This window comes from Tateyamaria sp., from assembly GCF_039940735.1.
GTDB lineage: Bacteria > Pseudomonadota > Alphaproteobacteria > Rhodobacterales > Rhodobacteraceae > Tateyamaria.
This window is the reverse complement of the sequence record NZ_JBDVGB010000014.1, coordinates 121,605-140,031: the sequence shown is the minus strand read 5'-3', so window position 1 is coordinate 140,031 and position 18,427 is coordinate 121,605. Positions and strand designations below refer to the sequence as shown.

The window sequence follows — 18,427 nt, the reverse complement described above, 5'->3', positions numbered from 1 at the left end:
ACGCTTGGCGCGCATCCGGACTTGGGCGCTGGATTCTTCGCCGCTGACATAGACGGTTTTTAACCCGGTGCGCGCAAATTGCGCGGCGGCTTGCAACAATAGGGTGGATTTCCCGATGCCGGGATCACCGCCCACAAGAATCGCTGAAGCCGGAACCAGCCCACCGCCAAGCACACGGTCGAGTTCTTGCATTTTGGACGGGGTGCGGGGTGGGGGTGCTTCTTCGGTTGTGAGATCGCTGAGCGCGATGCCGGTGCCGCGTTTGGATCCCAACGCCTTGGCGCCGGGACCGACGGACAGCCCCGCATCTTCGGTAATGGTGTTCCATTCGCCGCAACCGTCGCAGCGTCCGGACCATTTGCTAAAGGACGCAGCGCACGCGCTACAGGTATAGGAGGGAGATTTTGCCATGGCAAAAGATGTGCCAGCCCGTTGAAACGGGGTAAAGCCCTATTCCGCGCGTTTGGGCAATTGGGTGATTTTAGACGAATCTTCGATGGTTGCGGGTGCCGCTTTGTTCATTTCGGGCAACATGGTTTCCAACTCGTCCAAAAGGCGTTCCATTTGGGTGCGGGCCACGTTTTCATCCAGTTCGATCCGATTGATCCAATTGGCAAACTCGGATTGGATCGCCTTGGCGTGTGCAAGGCGTTCATTGAACCGATCCACCTCGAATTGGCGTTCTTTAAGGAACGAGCGGGCGCGTTGAACACGGTCGTCTGAATAGGCCTCGGCCAGATCACGGCTGACGTGAGACATTTTGGCCGCTAGGTTCAACAGCTCAGGTTCTAAAACGCCCAAATCAGGGTGGTCACGCATGAAATCCAAACGGTCGCGCATGTCTTCAAACGCGTCATTGGTGCGAAACACGCCTTCGCGGTCGGCGGCATGGGCGGCGTGATAGGCGCGAGTGACGTCATTTACACCCAGCTCAAAGCGGCGGTGCGATTCTTCGAGCCGCAACATCCGCCAGTTGGAAGGCAGGAAAAAGCACAAGGCGAGGGCAAAGATGGTAAGACCAACTTGGGCGTAGATACCTGCTTCGGGGACGGCAGCCCCGTTCCATTCAAGGGGCAGTGTGACCCAAGGGATCACGTCAAAGGCGGCAAGCGTCGTGCCGACCAAAAGCGCCAAAGCGAGCACAACAAAGCTAACCAGCGCGGCGCGTTGCATGATAATTACAAAGACACGAAGCGCCTTACTGATATAGGTCACAGGCCTTCCCCCAGAAGACAATTGGTAAATGCGAGGTTAACGCAGACACTACGGCTTCTATGTGTTGTGTCACAATGAAAAATTGTATTACTCCCCCAAATCATTGAAAATGTTGCTGAATGCTCCGTTTATTGTTTCGGATTTCGCAGCAGTCTATGGGGGCGATGGTGATTGTTCAGTACGCCAGCTGACCCAGATCGAGATGAGGATGCAGGCCGTAAAAAGATACAGCCCCCAAGCGGTTTCGAGTCGCCCGATGCCGATGCCTTTTGCGATCGTTATGTAGAGTGCGATCAGAAAAATGTCTGCCATCGCAAGCTTGCCGAGGATTGCAAGAACGGGGCCCGCGCGCGGGCTAAGCAGACGCCAATGGATCAGCGCTAGGGTGATGGTTTTGAGGTAGGGTGCAAGCAGCGCAAAGACCGCGACAACAATCGCCAGGAAGATGTCAGTCCCCCAGAGTGATTGCAGCCCCGTCATCACAGAGATTTCTTTGAGATTGAAGAGTGGCAAGAGCCCGGCGCGCATCAGTGGTGCAAACCACGAGAGCGGAAAGAGGATGAGGAGGGAAAGGTTTATCCAACGGTGCATGTTTGATGTGTCGGTGGTTGGTTCTGTTTGCTTACGCAAAGGCGCCCACCCACCGACCCTTTATCTGACGGCCTCGATTGGTCCTGTCGCGCGGCCATGGATGAATTGATCGACATAAGGATCGCCCGCCGTGTCCATATCGCCCACAGGTCCGGTCCAGCGGATTTTACCGGCGTGCAGCATGGCAACGTGATCTGCGATCGTGCGCACGGATGACATATCGTGCGTGATTGTCATGGTGGTTGCGCCCATTTCGGTGACGATCTCGCGGATCAGGTCGTTGATGACGCCCGCCATGATCGGATCAAGCCCTGTAGTGGGTTCGTCAAAAAAGATGATTTCAGGATCGGCGGCAATGGCGCGCGCAAGGCCGACACGCTTTTGCATGCCGCCGGAGAGTTCTGCGGGAAGGCGGTCAGCCACGTCTGCGGTCAGCCCGACCCGGCGCAGCTTTTCGATGGCGATGTCGCGGGCTTCTTCGCGGGGTTTGGCAAGCGAGCCGCGCAGCAGGCGGAAGGCGACGTTTTGCCAGACGGGCAATGAGTCAAAGAGTGCAGCCCCTTGGAACAGCATTCCGAACCGCGCGAGGAACGCGTCACGGTCTGCTTTCGTCACGTCGGTGTCGTCGACGGTGATTGTGCCTTTGTCTGGCGTGACAAGCCCTAGCACGGATTTGATCGCCACAGATTTGCCAGTGCCGGAACCGCCGATGATCACCATAGACGTGCCTTTGGCCACGTGCAGGTTCACCCCGCGCAGGACGTGGTTATTGCCAAACGATTTGTGCACGTCGTCGAGTGTGATCATGAGGCCGCGCCCGTTGTGGGTTTATGTGCGAGTATTTTTAAGAACAATGAAATGGAATGTGTCATAGTGAAAAGAACACCCCTGTGAGCACGAAGTTCGCGGCAAGGATGAGGACGGCTGCGGCCTCAACAGACCCTTTGGTCGCGCGTCCGACGCCTTGGGCACCGCGCCCTGAGTTCATGCCGAAATAGCATCCCATAAGTGCTGCAATCCAGCCAAAGACGGCGCCTTTGGCAAGTGAGGATGTGATGTCGCGCAATTGCAGGAAGTCGACGGTGTTTTGGACATAGGCTGCGGCGTTGAAGCCTAATGTGCCTGTGGCCACGGCATAGCCGCCAAAGATTCCGATGATATCACCTACGCCCACCAGAATTGGGACAACTAGCGTCGCGGCGAGCACGCGCGGTGCGGTCAGGTACTTCATGGGGTGTGTCGAGAGCGTGACCAGCGCGTCGATTTGTTCCGTGACCTTCATCGTCGCGATTTCAGCGGCGATGGAAGATGTCACACGGGCAGCAATCATTAAACCAACGAGGACGGGGCCCAATTCGCGCACCATGCCGATTGCGACAATTTGGGGGACCACGGCCTCGGCATTGAAGCGCGCACCACCTGCATAGATTTGTAGGGCCAGCGCGCCGCCGGTGAAGATGGCGGTTAAGCCGACAACGGGAAGGGACAGCCAACCGATGTTCAACAGTGCGAGGCCAAATTCGCGCGGATAAAATGGCGGGCGGATCATGTGGCTGAGTGTGGCGCCTGCAAATTGGCTGACCCGGCCAATGGCGGCCAATATGCCAAGTACGACGCGCCCGATGGCGGCAAGCCAGTTCATTCGCTGAACACCCGTTCGTAGCGCAGGCCTAGTTGGGTCAGGATTTCATAACCGATTGTTCCTGCGGCGGCGGCCACAGTGTCGATCGATTGGTGCCGCCCCATCAGTTGCAGATGTGACGGGTCATGGCCAAGCGTGGTGATGTCAGCGGTGATCAAATCCATCGACACGCGGCCCACAACGGGGCAAGGCACATCGCCCGCATAAAGCGTGGCGCGTGGCCCCATCGCGCGGATCAACCCGTCGGCGTAGCCCCCCGATATGGTCGCGATTCGCGAGGCGCGAGGGGCGGTCCAACTGTTGGCATAACCTACGGATTCTCCGACCGCGACGTCGCGCACTTGGATCACGGGCAGATCAAGGGTGACAACGGGCTCGGCTTCGATAAAGGGCAGGCCGCCGTACAGGCCGACACCGGGGCGGGTCATGTCGAAATGATAATCCGTGCCCAGCATCGTACCGCCCGTCGCCGCAAGTGAACGAGGGATGTCGAGCCCATCAGTCATCTCGTGAAAGGCGCCAAGTTGCTGCGCATTCATCGGGTGATCGGGTTCATCTGAGCAGGCCAGATGCGACATCAACATAACCGGCCCTTGCGCGATTGCGATGTCACGAACGGCGGACCATTCGCCGGGTTCCATGCCAAGACGGTTCATGCCGCTATCAAGTTGGATGCCAAAAGGCGCACCCGGCAAGGCTTCGACGTGGCGCAACATTTGATCGACGGAGTTCAGCAGGGGCGTCAGCGCGGCATCCCGAATGGCCCCGGTGTCGCCGTCCATATGGCCAGAAAAAACGTAAATAACGGGGCCGTTGCCGATGGCGGCGCGTAGTGTCGCACCTTCGGCGGCAGTGGCGACAAAAAAGTTGCGCACGCCCGCACGCACCAAGGCACGCCCCACAACAGGGGCGCCAAGGCCGTATCCATTGGCCTTGACCACCGCACCTGTTTCGCAGGTGCTGGTGGCATCAAGGGCCTGCCAATTGCGCACGATAGCGCCAAGATCGATGGAAAGGGTCGCAGTTGTCATAAAAGCCTTAATGGCGTGCAGCGGGATGGGGTCAAGGGGGAATTGGCGGCATTAAGGTCCCGTTGCCAGCCTTAACGTTTCAAAAAGGTTGGGTCGCCAGATCAGGGGTAGGCGAATAAGCTTTGATTTCGTTGCCAGATTTCTTCGCCAATGTTGCAATTATAGGGGGCTGAGGTTTGGGCGCGCCAAATCCGTTCTTGGGGGCGGTCCGCGATTTCGAGCACCAGTTTGCGCCGCACGGCGTCTTCGAATTCGGCCCAGTCGGTGACAGGCAGAACAAAGGCTCCGGTGCCGCCGATGACGCAAGCGGTATAATAGGCATCCAGATCGTCGATATTGTAGCGCGCGGTGAATGAATCGTCTTGGGTCATCAAGGGCAGGCCGTTGATGGTGATGCCGCGCGCCAAAACGCGATCACGGGCCTGCGTGATGAGGCCGCCCATATTATTGGGGCCATCGCCAGACACATCGATGACACGGCGCAAGCCATTGAATGCATTGGTTTCAACCGATTGGGCCGCGTAATCGAGCACCCCGGTGATAGAGGTACGGCGCAGGGCGTCTTGGACATGGGCGGTGATGGATGTTGCGATGCGAGCGCCAGTCTCTGGGCCGTCAAGGATGGTCCATGGAACAACGACGCGCTGGCTATCGGCCCCCGCCCATTCCACATAGGTGACGGCAATGCGCCCAAGTAAGCCGGCAGCAAGGGCGGTTTGGACCTCGTCGCTGACCAGCGCGGCGGCGTAACCACGGCGTTGAATTTCCAGCTCGAATGGCTGCATGGAGCGGCTGACGTCAACGGCTAAAAACAGCTCGACGTCGACCTCCGTGCGCTCTTGAGCGTGGGCGGGCAAGGCGCAGATCAGCAGCAATATGGCAAAGCGCAACATCGCAGCATTGGGCCAGAGCGGCGGGTTTCTGTCCACTAAAACCGCAATCCGTGCTGCCTTTGTGCGATCACGATTGAGGGATTGCCCAGCGATCCACAGATTTTCAGCGCGATGACGCTCAAATGCGGCGGTGTTTAGAACCCAACGTCGCCGCCACCGCCGCTGCCACCATCTTGCTGCCATGCCTGAACCAAGTTGCCAAAGCGGGTAAAGCGCCCCTCAAAGGACAGATCGACAGTGCCAATGGGGCCGTGGCGTTGCTTGCCGATGATGACTTCGGCGCGGCCATGCAGGCGCTCCATCTCTTCTTGCCATCTTCCCATGGCTTCCAGATCGTGATCGCCGGGCTTTTCGCGTTCTTTGTAGTATTCCTCGCGGAACACGAACATAACCACGTCGGCGTCTTGTTCGATCGATCCTGATTCACGCAAATCCGACAGTTGTGGGCGTTTATCTTCGCGGTTTTCCACCTGACGCGACAGCTGGGACAGCGCGATGACGGGGATTTGCAGTTCTTTGGCGATCGCCTTGAGGCCCATTGAGATTTCGCCGATTTCCTGCACCCGGTTTTCTGCGACACCGCGCACCAGTTGCAAATAATCGACGATCACAACATCCAACCCATGGGTGCGTTTCAGGCGACGGGCGCGGGCGGCCAATTGGGCAATGGGGATGGCGGCTGTGTCGTCGATGAAAAGCGGGCAGGCTTCTAGCGCTTTGGCGGCATCGACAAAGCGGCGGAATTCCGGCTCGGTCATATCACCGCGCCGGATTTGTTCGCTGGGCACTTCTGAAGCTTCGGACAAGATCCGTGCGGCCAGCTGTTCGGCGCTCATTTCCAACGAAAAGAAGCCGACAACGCCGCCCTCAATCGCGCCTTCGGTGCCGTCAGGTTTGATGCCGCGTTTGTATTTCTTGGCGATGTTAAAGGCGATGTTGGTGGCTAGGGAAGTTTTGCCCATCGATGGGCGTCCCGCGAGGATCAAAAGGTCAGAGGAGTGCAGTCCACCCAGCTTTTTGTCCATGTCATTGAGGCCGGTCGAGATGCCAGCAAGGCCGCCTTCGCGCTGATAAGCGGCATTTGCGACATTAACAGCGTCCGTTACTGCCTTGAGAAAGCTTTGAAAGCCGCCCTCGGCCGTTCCTTGTTCGGCCAGTTTATAAAGCGCCTGTTCAGCTTCAACGATCTGTTCTTTGGGTTCGTTTGAAACATCAACTTTGGCAGCCTTGGCCGAGATGTCGCGCCCCAGTTGGATCAGATCACGCCGCACAGCCAGATCATAGATGATCTGCGCATAATCGCGCACCGCATAAGCACTGATTGCCGCCCCTGCGAGGCGGGCAAGGTATGCGGGCCCGCCAAGTTCCTTGAGGCCCTCGTCGTCTTCCATGAACGCCTTAAGGGTGACGGGGCTGGCCAGATTGTTTTTCGCGATGCGGGCGGACGAGATTTCGAAAATGCGAGCGTGCACCGGATCATAAAAATGGCTGGGGCCGATGATGGCCGCGACCCGGTCATAGATATCGTTGTTGGTCAGGATCGCGCCCAAAAGCTGTTGTTCCGCTTCAGTCGAGTGCGGCATGGTATCGGCGTCTTGCACTGCAACACCGGTTGGATTGATTGCTGCAATCTCGTTCATAGCGCCGTTCCTTGCTTTGTTGTCTTAAGTGCCTGTTAACGTGATGAAGTGGCACAGCGTGGGGTGCCCGGCTATCTGGAAAAAACCGGGGACAAGCCTGTGGAGAAGTGTGTCTACCCCGAAAAACTTGACCATATGTAGTATAATTCAAAGGTGTTGTCACCACATCGTGCACGCGCTGGGCCGCCGAATCGTCTTATGCACAGACCTTCCACAAGGGGGTTACCCACAGATTCCTTGAACCTGCACACAGCTTGTCCACAGGATGCAAAAGTGACCGGACGTTTGTGACTAAATGGTCGTCAGCGGGTTAGGTGCGCGCGGCTTGCCAAGCGCGGGGGTCATTCAGGAAGTCTTCGACCCCGTCCAGCGTTGCAGTATCGAACGCGCCCGATGCTTTGGCTTCGGCCAACACATCCCACCATGTGCACAGGTAGTGCAGCCCGACGCCGTGATCGCCCAGCGTCTTTTCTGTTTCAGGGAAGATGCCGTAGTAAAAGATGACAGCCGTGTGCCCGCAGTTGGCGCCGGTTTCGCGGATCGCATCCACAAAACTGAGTTTTGAGCCGCCATCGGTGGTCAAATCCTCGACCAGCAGCACATTTTGACCTTCGGACATGTCGCCTTCGATGCGGGCATTGCGCCCGTAGCCTTTGGGTTTTTTGCGCACATATGTCATGGGCAGGGCCATGCGTTCGGCGACCAGCGCGGCAAAGGGGATGCCTGCGGTTTCGCCGCCAGCGATGTTGTCGAACGCTTCGAACCCAACGTTTCGCATTACGGTCACGGTTAAGAAATCCATCAGCGTGCTGCGAATGCGCGGGTGTGAGATCAGCTTGCGACAGTCAATATAGGTTGGGCTGGGCAGGCCTGATGACAGGGTGAATGGTTCAGCCGCGTTGAAGTGCACCGCGTTGATTTCCAGCAGCATCCGCGCGGTCAGGCGGGCCATTTCTTGGGGTGTGGGATAGCTGGTTGGGATCATGGTGCTTTGCTTTCGGACGTTTGCGCGGGAGGAGGGTCTTGGAGCCTCCGGCGGGAGTTTATTTGGCAAGATGAAGATGGATCAGTTTGCGGACCATTCGAGTGGGAAGCCGGGATCGAAGACGGTGACTGGGCCTTCTTCAGTGTCGACGTGGGTCGGCATTGTGCTTGGGGTTTTGGTCAATGTGATTGTCGTTTCGTTCACGGGCAGACCATAAAAGTTGGGGCCATTGCGCGACGTAAAGGTCTCTAAGCGGTCAAGGGCCGCGTCTTCTTCGAACACTTGGGCAAGGATCGCCATGGTGTTGGGGGCGGTGAAGCAGCCCGCACAGCCACAAGGCAGCAGTTTATTTGCATCTGTATGCGGCGCGCTGTCGGTGCCAAGGAAAAACCGTGCTTCGCCAAATGTGGCTGCGTGGCGTAATGCGAGGCGGTGCTCTTCACGTTTGGCGACGGGCAGGCAATAGTAGTGCGGTTTGATCCCACCGGCCAGGATGTGGTTGCGGTTGATCACAAGGTGATGCGTGGTGATTGTCGCACCCAACGTGTCGTCTTGAGCACGGGCATAATCAACCGCGTTTGACGTTGTTATATGTTCCATCACCACGCGCAGGCCGGGTGTGGCGCGTCGCAATGGATCAAGCACACGGTCGATAAACACGGCTTCGCGGTCAAAAATGTCAACGTCACCGTCGGTCACTTCGCCGTGGACGCAAAGTGGCAGGCCAATATTGGCCATGCGGTCGAGTGTATCCCGGATTTTCCCAAAATCCGCCACTCCTGAGGCAGAGTTGGTCGTTGCCCCCGCAGGGTACAATTTGACCGCTTTGACCAATCCGCTTGCATGGGCGGCTTCAACATCATCTGGATCCGTGTCTTCGGTCAGATACAGGGTCATCAGCGGCGCGAAATCCATGCCTTCTGGCAGTGCTGCAAGGATGCGGTCACGATAGGCCAAGGCCTGCGCGCCGGTCACAACGGGCGGCACCAGATTGGGCATGATGATCGCGCGGGCAAAATGCTGTGCGGTATGGGGAAGAACGGCGCGCATCATTGCGCCGTCACGCAAGTGCAGGTGCCAGTCGTCGGGGCGGGCAATGGTCAATGATGTCATGGCCTGCGCGGTAGCACGGAGCGCGGGGCGGTTTCTAGCCCTCGTCGTCTTGTTCGTTGCTGATTTCGCCCTTGTTGCCCTGCATTGCGCGCAAAGCGTCAATTTCAGACAGGCGGCGCTGGAAACGTGGGGCCTTCATACGCGCGGTCACGCTTTGGGCCAACATATAGGTCAGGTCGGTACGTTCTGCGCTATCAAGAGCTGCCATGACGCGGCGCAGATATCCGGGATAGGTGCGGCGTTGGCGGTATAGTTTTGCCAGATCAGCGTCGTCCAAAGAACCATCTGCGGCCTTTTCCAACAGGGGCAGTAGAATGCGCATTTCGAGCATGTCGCTTTGGATCGCATCGCCCATGTTGCGCATGCGAAACTGAGTGACGCCCGCACGTGTAAACAAGGCGGCGTGCATCGCGTCTAGATGTTCAACGGGATCATAAAACACATAGGCGCGGTCGCAGGCATCCAACATATCGGGCGCATAGCCATAGCGAGAGGTGAAATCCACGCGCCGTTTTTCAACAAACCGATCGTCCCATTCCGCCACTCGCGGATCAAGGGTCGCTTGAGGTTGAATCGCTACGACCCGCGCGCCGGGTGACGCCACAGAAAACGCAGCAGCGCCATAACCACAAGGGCCTGCGCCGTAAAACAGGACGTTTTCAAAATTGTCAAAGAAGCCGTCGTCGATCATCCGGTCAAACAACCCAAAAACATGACGATCTCGGAACCAGGTGTCTCCGTCTGACGCAATTAACAGATGCGACCAGCCGTGTTCGCGTACCAGTTTCCAGCCCAGCGGTTCGCTATCTTCGGAGAGGGCACGCATGCCTTGCACCGTTTCAAACGTCACAATCAGCGTATCGCCGCGCCGGACATGGGCTGCGAAATGCTTGCCCCCAAGTGGCTGGAAGAAACCGTTTTCTTCGGCGACACCCGCCAAGCGGTTCAGCCATTCTGCCTTGGGCAAATCGGCAATATCTGGATCAAAGGACACATTGATATCCTGCATAACATAACCTCACAGTCTCGCTGTTTTTGATGCGAGTTTGGGCCAAGTTAGGCAGGCATTACGGCAGAATTAAGAAAAATTTGCGCGACTATTGCGCCTTCGCGCGGGCCTTATTTGCGTACATAGTCATAAACCGGGCGGCCTTTGGGGGCACAGGGCGCGTCGGCGGCGTCATCAAAAGGCGGCCAAACAGGGCGCGAAACGGTTCTTGTTCCATCAAGGCATCAAAGCGGTCTTTACGCCAAGCCACAGCTTTTTGGTGCAGCGCGTTCAAGGTCGCGTCATTGCGCAGTTTTGCCCACTCGGCATCGCGGGCCGTGTCATAGCGGCGGATCGTCGTGTCTTGATCGCTGCAAAAATTCCTCTCGACCCAGTAATCCACACCCAAAAGGTCGTCTGAATGCACTGCGCGCCCGCGATCGGCCTTGAGAACGTAGCTTTCCATCGCGCCAAGCGGGTAATGGTTGATCTGGGCAATCCCATAATTGGGCTGGCCGAAATTAGAAAAAATCCGCTTCGTCTTAAATTGATCGCTTAAAATGCGCCCATGACTGTCATACCACATGGCGCGGTCAATCTTGTCTTTGTCGGGGCTGCGTGGGCGATGCACGCCTGGTTTTTTATATGTGCCGTCATTCAGGTAAAGCGTTTTGAACATTGAGGCGCGCCAGGGCCAGTATAGCACGTCAGGTGCGGCGTGATCGAACACGTCGGTGACGGGCGCGTCCTGAAAACGGACCTGACCATTGTTGCCAAACATGCGCCATGTCAGGGCGATTGCGGTGGCTTTGGGCAGGGCGGTGTGAAGATCGCCTAGGGTGCCGTCTCCGGCGTGGATGTTCACGAATTCGTCCACGTCTAGTGGTAAAATCCAGTCGGCGTCTTTGACCAGATCCATCTTGGCGGCCTGTTTCAAAGCGGTAAATTGGATGCCACCCTGATCATAGGGCCCATCATTGCGTACATGTGTCACGCCGCCCAAATCGGCCAAACGGTCAAGCATGGCGTCAGTACCATCGTTGCAATCGTTTGAAAAGACAAGGAAATGATCGAACCCGACCGCGCGGTGATGGGCCAGCCATTCCAAAAGAAAGGCGGCCTCGTTGCGCACGCACAGGATGGCAAGGTGGTTCACTCGGCTGAAAACCCGACAATGCGACCCGCACTTATTCGCGGATCATAGGCAAGGTTGGCCTGACCCATCGCCTTGAACAATCCCATCATCCCGTCATGCCCGATATGGCTGGGGTGCAGTTTGACGACGACTTGGCGCACGCCTTTAAGGGGCATGTCGTCGAACAGATCGGCCTCGCCGCCTTCGATGTCGCAGATCACGACGGTGGGTTTGTGTGCGTTGGTTGCGGTCTTGACGTTTATCATGTCGACTTGGATTTCTGTGCCGTCTCCGCCTTCTTGGGCGAGCAGCGAAGACCCGGCAAAGGGCGCGCGCACATAGAATGGCACAGAAGATTTCCGCTTGCCCAAGACGGCGTGGGTCAACGTCACATTCGAGATGCCGTTGGTGGCCAGCATGGCCTCGGCATAGGTGAGAAGGTTGGGGTTGCCGTCATAGCCAAAAATCGCCTCAACATTGCGTCGTTTTGCGATCATGCCAGCCACGAAACCTAAACCGCACCCCAAATCAAGGACTCGATCATCTGCACGCGTGGCCTTGAGGGCCGCGGCCGTTAGGTCTTTTTCGTAATCACCCGAACGCAAAAGTCCGCGCACTTTGCCGGTAAGATAGGTGCCGTCTTTGGGAAATTTCAGAGCACGGGATTTGATTGTGCCTGTGGGGTCAATGTTGTTGCCACCGTCCATCTCAGCTCTCCATATCGAGGGCGAGGGCATAGGCCACCCGCTCGGTTTCGGTCAGTTTGACTTTGAGCGCCTGATTAAGCAGGTCTTTGAATTCCGGATTTTCGTGCAATTCGTCTGCTTTGGCGCGGTGCCACGCCAGCCCTGTTTCATGCCATCCGCGCAGTAGGTCATCCGACATCAGCCGATCGTATTCGGCCTTAAGGCGGGGGACGTTGCGTTTGATGGTGATGTCGCGAAAATCGGACCAGTCCATGCGGATCCAATAGTTGATCCCGATAGATCGATCGACATGCAGTGCGCGCCCGCGCTGCCGCTTGATCAGGAAGCTTTCGGCAGAGCGCAAAGCATAATGATTGAGTTGCAAGAGGTCATAGCCAATTGATTTTTTCGAACTTCTCCAGCCGTTTTCGGCCACTTCTTTGGTCATATCCTTGCCAGAACCATTCACCCAAGCCACTTTGTCTTTTTTGCCGGGCTTTAGCTTGTTGGGGCGGTGGCAACTGATTTTTTCATAGGCACCGATGTTTTTGAACATCGTTTTGAAACCCCAAACCGTGTGCGGTTTCGGGCAGAATTTAGGCGCGCAATGATCGAATTGATCGACGACAAATTCATCCGCCAAATCCGTCACGCCGTTGTGCCCAAACAGCCGCCATGTCATCGCGACATTGGTGGCATCTGGTACCGCGTCAAAGAAGTCCTGCAGGGTGCCATTGCCCGTGCGTACGTTCATGAACTCATCCACGTCGATATGGATAATCCAATCAGCGTTTTTGATCAGCGGTTCCTTGAGCGACTGGTTCAGCGCGTATTGCTGCGGGGAATTGCCTTTCCATCCATCGTTGCTGCGGTGTTGCAGGACGCCCATGTCTTGCAACCGGTCAAGAAGCTCGGATGTCCCGTCTTCGCAGCCATTTGTGTAAATCAGGAAATTGTCGACACCCATGGCGCGGTGATAGGCGACCCATTCAATAATATATGGGCCTTCGTTTTTCATGCAGCCGACGATGACGTTGCCGCTGGACCCTTTGGGCAATGTGCGCGGTTGAATGGGCGTATAGGGGGGGGCGGATTCTTCTTCGTTGACTGAGCCAAGTTTGTTGTGCGGCGCAAAAGAAGAGGTGCGCAGTTTTTCGAAATTCTGCACGGCGAGTGGGGGTAACAACGCGCGCGCAACATCCGTCAGCCCATCATCGTTCGAAGGGGTGTCGGCAACCGGCAGGGGCGTCCCACCGATACGGGCGAGGTCTGCGGCCTTTGTTTTGCGTTCTTCTTGCGTGGCCTTGTCGATGCGCCACATAAAACCAAGCAGGTATTGGCTGGCGCGGAATCCCAGGGTTGGGTCCGCTTCGGTCCAGGCTTTCTTGGCGCGCGGTGCTTTGAACAGGTCTTTGGGCAGGTCGTGCGCAACTTGCAGGGCTTTATTCTGTGTCGCAAACGTTTTCGAGATTGCAGACAGCGATGCTGGATCAATGGCGTCGCCTTCGATCGCCACTTCATTCACAAAAGAGCGCCACAACTGTCGCGGGAGGATGCGCTTTTCGCTGTTTAAAACTTGTAGGATCAGCGCATTTAATTGGCGGCCGCGTGCCATCCACGCGGCGGATGAAGGTGCGGGAACGTTTTCGGACGATGCTTTGCCAATCGCGCCTTTGATGTCGAAACAGGCGCGCAATTCATCTGTCACGGTTTCTGCAGCGAACGCTTCGGCGTCATAGGCACGGAAACGCAATGCGCCGTCGCCAAAGACGGCATTCCAATGCGCCTCAAGCGCTGTGTAATCCAGCCAAAACGGCGCGCCTTGGTTTTCCAAGAAAACCCCGGCCTGCGCGTTGGTTTCGGGGGCTTGGGCCAATGCGTCGGCCCACCATGTTTTTGACCCGGCCAAGGACAGTTCTTGATCCAACGGTGTGCCGCGCCCTTCCATGATCTGTTCGGCGTATTGGCGCGTCAGCAGGCGGGCGGGTTCATCAATGTGGGCCACAATGCGGATATCATCCGAAAGCGGTGTAAGCACCGCCTTTAGGGTTTCCAGTTCAGACTTTGCCGCTAACGACACCCCAAGTTGAGACGCCGAAAGGATCAGGTGATCGGGGCTGTGTTGCGCGACCTCGTTGGTCAAATCACTGATGAGGGTATCGCGCAGAACCTGTTGTTTGTCCCCGGTAATATAGCCACGGTTGTAGCGCAGCGGGTCGATGTGATCAGGGTCGGTGACGGCCATATAAAGGCGGGTGTGGTTCTTGTTGCCGGGGCTGCGTGCATACAGAACGCCCTTGGATATCAACTGATCGCGTTTGGAGGCGAGCACGGATTGCAAACGGTCCGCACCGACCTGTTCCAGCCCGATATGTAAGTGGATTATCATCACGCAACCTCGTTCAACTTGTTCACATTACTTTTGCCCCACCAATTCACCGGAAATTCCAGAAAACCGCTGATTAGATCGCGGGCGGCGGGGTCGGCCACGTCATACTCAAGAAAATCGTCATCACTGCGAAAGATGTTGCGCAAAAACGCGTAGTGGGCGTTGATCCATTGCACGCGTTCGCCGCTGGTTTCGCCATAGCCTTCGGGCAGGCCAGGCACAGACGCCAAAGGCAAGCGCGCAGAACCAAGGTCCGACCAAGCCAGCATGGATTGCGAAATTTGGAACGCATCGCGCCCGGACGCCAAAAATTTGACGCCAGGATGATGCGCCTTGATCGCCATAATCAGTCCAAAATCCATTTGCGGCCAGACAGAGCGTCCTTCGCGCAGCACGCTCATTTCGGAAATCGCATCAAATTCAGTGAGATACGCGCCGGGGTCGCCAGTTTCATAATACCCGCGATAAAGCAGGTCGGCGGCATAGACCCCATGCAGTTCCGTATTGTCAGTCTGTTTGCTGCGGATTTTGTGGTCAACCACACGGCACCCGGCACGGCGGAGCGCGCGCGCAAGCGTCGTGGTGCCGGTTTTTGGCAAGCCAAGATTGACGACACGCAATTTCATTTCGCAGGCTCCAGTAGACCCAATTCGATCAACATCGCCTCTTCTTGGGGGGGCAGGGTAGAGGCCGCGCGCAATTGCGCCTGCATGTCTTGATATTCGGGTTGGCCCATTAATTCATCGCGTTTGGCCACGTGGGCCTTTACGGAAGCGTCGTGCAGGGCCTTGATTTTTTTGTCTTTCTTTAACTCGACAAGAGCCGCTTTCAGATTCGGCAGGTAGCGCTGGATTGACGTGTCTTCCCATGCTGGATCATTGCGCTCGCGCCAATAGGTGTCGTCAAAAGCGCGATTTTCGCGGTTCACATCGCCCCGGTCGTTCTTGACCAAATAGCTGTCGAGGCTGCGTAGGGCATAGTGGTTCAATGTGGCAAATGCGCGGGCTCCGTTTGCGGGAAAGCGGCGAATGCGGCGTGGATTGGCTGCGATCAGAAACTTGTGCGGCACCTTGCGCCCCGACCCATCGGCCCATTCTGGGCGCGCTTTTCCTTTTTGAAACGGGCGGTGGGCGCCGTAATATTGCAGTGGGAAATCATGTCGGACCAGTGATTTAACCTCGATGGCGGATTCGCCGCACCACATGTCAGGGTTATGCGATCGCGTAAATTGGCCAATCACTGGCGCGTCTTTGAACGTCTCAATGCCGTCGTTGGCAAAAAACTGAAAGTTCACAGAAATCGCCTGCGGATCACCGCATGCGTCAATCAGAGCAGGGATCGTGTGATCGCCCACATGGATGTTCAGGAACTCGTCCACATCCGCAATCCACACCCAATCGGCATTGATCACGATATCCTGTTTGCGCGCATCTTTCAGCGCTTCCATCTGGTAGTTGCGTCCCTCAGCGGGGTTGGGCAGGTGCTGGCACAGGCCGCGATCCGCCAATGCGTCAAGCAGTGCGTCGGTGCCATCTGAGCAATCGTTAGAATAGAACAAATGATCGGTGACGCCGATCAATTGGTTGAACGCAATCCATTCCAAAAGGAATGGACCTTCGTTTTTCACGCAAGTTACAGCCGTGACGCGCATGCGCATTCCGCCTTTTTTATGGGGTCCATTGCCCGCCGCCTCTGTCCCGGGTTCAGGTGCTGTGATGCCCTAAACCTCTTGTTCTATGGTGAACGCAAGCTTGCGTTTCGTTGCGCGCATCATGGCATCTGCAACGAATCACGTCAATGTTAAGCCCATTGTCGCCCTTGACGGCACCGATCAGCAGTGCAGTTTGGAAACACACGACGCAAAGGACCCCTGATGCCTGACCTTTCTGCCCCGACATCTTCCATCGATTCCGTCCAAAAGATGTTGAACGATCAAGGCTATGTGTGCGACCGCGCGCTTGGCACGATTGTATTTCTAAGTTTGAAACTGGGACGCCCCTTGTTCCTTGAGGGCGAGGCCGGTGTCGGCAAAACTGAGATCGCCAAGGCGTTGGCCGCTGCATTGGGGCGCCGCTTGATCCGCTTGCAGTGTTACGAGGGGCTTGATGCCTCCAGTGCGGTCTATGAGTGGAATTTTCCGGCCCAAATGGTGGCGATCCGTGCTGCAGAAGCGGCAGGCGGGTTGGACCGCAAGGCACTGCAAGCCGATTTGTTCTCGGATGACTTTCTGATCAAACGCCCGTTGCTTGAGGCGATGCAACCGGACGAAAACGGAGCGCCCGTGCTTTTGATCGATGAACTTGATCGCACGGATGAGCCCTTTGAAGCGTTTTTACTTGAGGCGCTGAGCGATTTCCAAGTGACCATTCCAGAGCTCGGGACCATCAAAGCCCCAGAAGCGCCGATTGTCATTCTGACCTCAAATCGGACCCGTGAAGTCCATGACGCACTGAAACGACGGTGTCTGTATCATTGGGTCGATTATCCAAAATTTGACCGCGAAATGGAAATTCTGACGGCCCGGGCGCCAGAAGCAGGGGCCGCGCTTAGTCGCGAGGTCGTCGCCTTTGTACAACGGCTGCGCACCGAGGATCTGTTCAAAAAACCGGGCGTGGCGGAAACCATTGATTGGGCCAAATGCCTGCTGGCTTTGGATGCGCTGACGCTAAGCCCGGAAGTGATCGCTGACACTTTGGGTGCGGTTCTAAAATATCAGGATGACATCCAAAAACTGCAAGGTTCAGAAGCCAAACGCATTTTGGACGAAGCCAAAGCCTCTCTCGAACCGACTTAATCCACCTTCATCTTGCCAGGTAAACTCCGGGGGTCCGGGGGCTGGCCCCCGGGAACATATGCCAGAATACGCACCGATTGATCTGCCGGATAACCCAAAACTCGTGGGCAACATTACCCATTTCGCAAGGGCCCTGCGCCGGGCGGGGGTGCCTATTGGCCCTGGGCGATTGGTCGATGCAATTCAAGCAGTTGCGGCGGCGGGCTTTACCGAAAAGCGCGATTTTTATTGGACGTTGCACGCTTGTTTCGTGTCACGCCCTGAACATCGTGCAGTATTTGCACAGCTCTTTCGCCTTTATTGGCGCGATCCGCGTTACCTAGAACATATGATGGCCGCGATGTTGCCCGCAGTCCGAGGCGTGCAAGAAGATCGCGGCGCGCAAGCCGCTGAAAAGCGCGCGGCTGAGGCGTTGCTAGATGGCGCGGGCATGCCCGATGCGCCAGAGCAAGAAGAAGAACAGGGCACCGAGATCGAGATTGACGCCTCATTGACCACGTCGGGTGAAGAAAAGCTAAAGAGCCTTGATTTTGAACAGATGAGCACGGCTGAAATGGCGCAGGCCAAGGCGATCTTGGCGCGTATGACTTTGCCGATCGATCCCACAGCGATGCGCCGCACTCAAGTGGCCGCTACGGGGCGCATTGATGCAGCGCGGACGTTGCGCCGTGCCATGCGCTTTGGCGGGGAAATCCGTGATCTCAAGTGGAAAACACCGAAACTGCGCTATCCCAACCTCGTGGTTCTTTGCGATATTTCGGGTTCAATGAGCCAGTATTCCCGCGTCGTACTGCATTTTCTGCACGCAGTTTCGAACGCCAAAGGGGTGGGGTGGGCGCGGGTGCATGCGTTTACCTTTGGCACGCGACTGACCAATATCACTCGACATCTTGAAACGCGGGACGTCGACGCAGCTTTGCGTGCGGCGGGGGCTGAAGCGCAAGATTGGGAAGGTGGCACGCGCATTGGGACGTGCATCGAGACCTTCAATCACGATTGGTCGCGCCGTGTGTTGGGGCAGGACGCAGTTGTGTTACTGATCACAGACGGTTTGGACCGGGATGATCCTGATGCCTTGGCCCGTCAGATGCAGCGATTGCATTTGTCTGCGCGTCGGTTGATTTGGATCAATCCATTGTTAAGATGGGATGAATTCGCGCCCAAAGCACGTGGCATTGCGGCGATGTTACCCCATGTGGACAGCTTTCGTGCAGGCCATTCTATTTCTTCGCTCGAAGACTTGGCCGCCGTGATTTCCAAACGTGATGATGTCGGCGAACGGGATCGTTTAATCCGTATGATTGGCCGCTGAGCGGGACTGTTCC

At 56.7% G+C, this 18,427-nt stretch carries 18 protein-coding genes; 2 read left to right on the top strand and 16 right to left on the bottom strand.

The features are described from left to right. From ABJF76_RS02625 to ABJF76_RS02550, 16 genes are all read right to left on the bottom strand, one after another. Nucleotides 1-411 (bottom strand): ATPase domain-containing protein (locus ABJF76_RS02625; protein WP_413822500.1); only part of this gene is annotated, 411 nt, incomplete at its 3' end. Between the two features lie 39 nt (nt 412-450). Further along, nucleotides 451-1,215, bottom strand: a complete 765-nt coding sequence (locus ABJF76_RS02620) for a DNA repair protein (RefSeq protein ID WP_413821366.1) — start codon at nt 1,213-1,215, stop codon at nt 451-453. A 153-nt stretch (nt 1,216-1,368) separates the two neighbouring features. Continuing rightward, entirely contained in the window at nt 1,369-1,806 is a 438-nt protein-coding gene (locus ABJF76_RS02615; protein WP_413821596.1) for a paraquat-inducible protein A, read from the bottom strand. A gap of 60 nt (nt 1,807-1,866) precedes the next feature. Then, nucleotides 1,867-2,613: an ABC transporter ATP-binding protein gene (locus ABJF76_RS02610; protein WP_413821367.1), complete on the bottom strand. Its 747-nt coding sequence runs from the start codon at nt 2,611-2,613 to the stop codon at nt 1,867-1,869. A 61-nt stretch (nt 2,614-2,674) separates the two neighbouring features. Then, nucleotides 2,675-3,448 (bottom strand): MlaE family ABC transporter permease, encoded by a 774-nt coding sequence (locus tag ABJF76_RS02605; RefSeq protein ID WP_413821368.1) that lies wholly within the window; start codon nt 3,446-3,448, stop codon nt 2,675-2,677. Then, nucleotides 3,445-4,479 (bottom strand): alanine racemase, encoded by a 1,035-nt coding sequence (gene alr / locus ABJF76_RS02600; RefSeq protein WP_413821369.1) that lies wholly within the window; start codon nt 4,477-4,479, stop codon nt 3,445-3,447. Before alr ends, ABJF76_RS02605 begins: the two co-directional genes overlap by 4 nt. Before the next feature lie 101 nt (nt 4,480-4,580). Continuing rightward, a complete protein-coding gene (locus tag ABJF76_RS02595) occupies nt 4,581-5,408 on the bottom strand; it encodes a DUF1194 domain-containing protein (RefSeq protein ID WP_413822499.1) in 828 nt (275 codons plus the stop codon). A gap of 98 nt (nt 5,409-5,506) precedes the next feature. Further along, nucleotides 5,507-7,012, bottom strand: coding sequence for a replicative DNA helicase (locus ABJF76_RS02590; protein ID WP_413821371.1), 1,506 nt, complete (start codon nt 7,010-7,012; stop codon nt 5,507-5,509). A 310-nt stretch (nt 7,013-7,322) separates the two neighbouring features. Beyond that, complete coding sequence (locus tag ABJF76_RS02585) at nt 7,323-7,997, bottom strand: orotate phosphoribosyltransferase (RefSeq protein ID WP_413821372.1); 675 nt, start codon at nt 7,995-7,997, stop codon at nt 7,323-7,325. A gap of 81 nt (nt 7,998-8,078) precedes the next feature. Continuing rightward, nucleotides 8,079-9,110 carry a dihydroorotase gene (gene pyrC / locus ABJF76_RS02580; protein ID WP_413821373.1) on the bottom strand — a complete coding sequence of 344 codons (1,032 nt, stop codon included), beginning with the start codon at nt 9,108-9,110 and terminating at the stop codon, nt 8,079-8,081. 34 nt (nt 9,111-9,144) lie between these two features. Further along, entirely contained in the window at nt 9,145-10,119 is a 975-nt protein-coding gene (locus ABJF76_RS02575; protein WP_413821374.1) for a phosphoadenosine phosphosulfate reductase, read from the bottom strand. Between the two features lie 88 nt (nt 10,120-10,207). After that, the gene (locus tag ABJF76_RS02570; protein WP_413821375.1) at nt 10,208-11,254 is read right to left on the bottom strand and encodes a glycosyltransferase family 2 protein; all 1,047 of its coding nucleotides are present in this window, start codon (nt 11,252-11,254) and stop codon (nt 10,208-10,210) included. Next, nucleotides 11,251-11,940, bottom strand: coding sequence for an FkbM family methyltransferase (locus ABJF76_RS02565; RefSeq protein ID WP_413821376.1), 690 nt, complete (start codon nt 11,938-11,940; stop codon nt 11,251-11,253). The genes ABJF76_RS02570 and ABJF76_RS02565 overlap by 4 nt, the downstream gene beginning before the upstream one ends. Before the next feature lies 1 nt (nt 11,941). Then, nucleotides 11,942-14,308 carry a glycosyltransferase family 2 protein gene (locus ABJF76_RS02560; protein WP_413821377.1) on the bottom strand — a complete coding sequence of 789 codons (2,367 nt, stop codon included), beginning with the start codon at nt 14,306-14,308 and terminating at the stop codon, nt 11,942-11,944. After that, nucleotides 14,308-14,934 carry a hypothetical protein gene (locus ABJF76_RS02555; RefSeq protein WP_413821378.1) on the bottom strand — a complete coding sequence of 209 codons (627 nt, stop codon included), beginning with the start codon at nt 14,932-14,934 and terminating at the stop codon, nt 14,308-14,310. Before ABJF76_RS02555 ends, ABJF76_RS02560 begins: the two co-directional genes overlap by 1 nt. Beyond that, nucleotides 14,931-15,959, bottom strand: coding sequence for a glycosyltransferase family 2 protein (locus ABJF76_RS02550; RefSeq protein WP_413821379.1), 1,029 nt, complete (start codon nt 15,957-15,959; stop codon nt 14,931-14,933). Before ABJF76_RS02550 ends, ABJF76_RS02555 begins: the two co-directional genes overlap by 4 nt. A gap of 222 nt (nt 15,960-16,181) precedes the next feature. Here ABJF76_RS02550 and ABJF76_RS02545 point away from each other — a divergent pair, with 222 nt between their 5' ends. Continuing rightward, nucleotides 16,182-17,102, top strand: a complete 921-nt coding sequence (locus ABJF76_RS02545; RefSeq protein WP_413821380.1) for an AAA family ATPase — start codon at nt 16,182-16,184, stop codon at nt 17,100-17,102. Nucleotides 17,103-17,160: 58 nt separating this feature from the next. After that, entirely contained in the window at nt 17,161-18,414 is a 1,254-nt protein-coding gene (locus tag ABJF76_RS02540; RefSeq protein WP_413821381.1) for a vWA domain-containing protein, read from the top strand. Nucleotides 18,415-18,427: the final 13 nt, after the last annotated feature.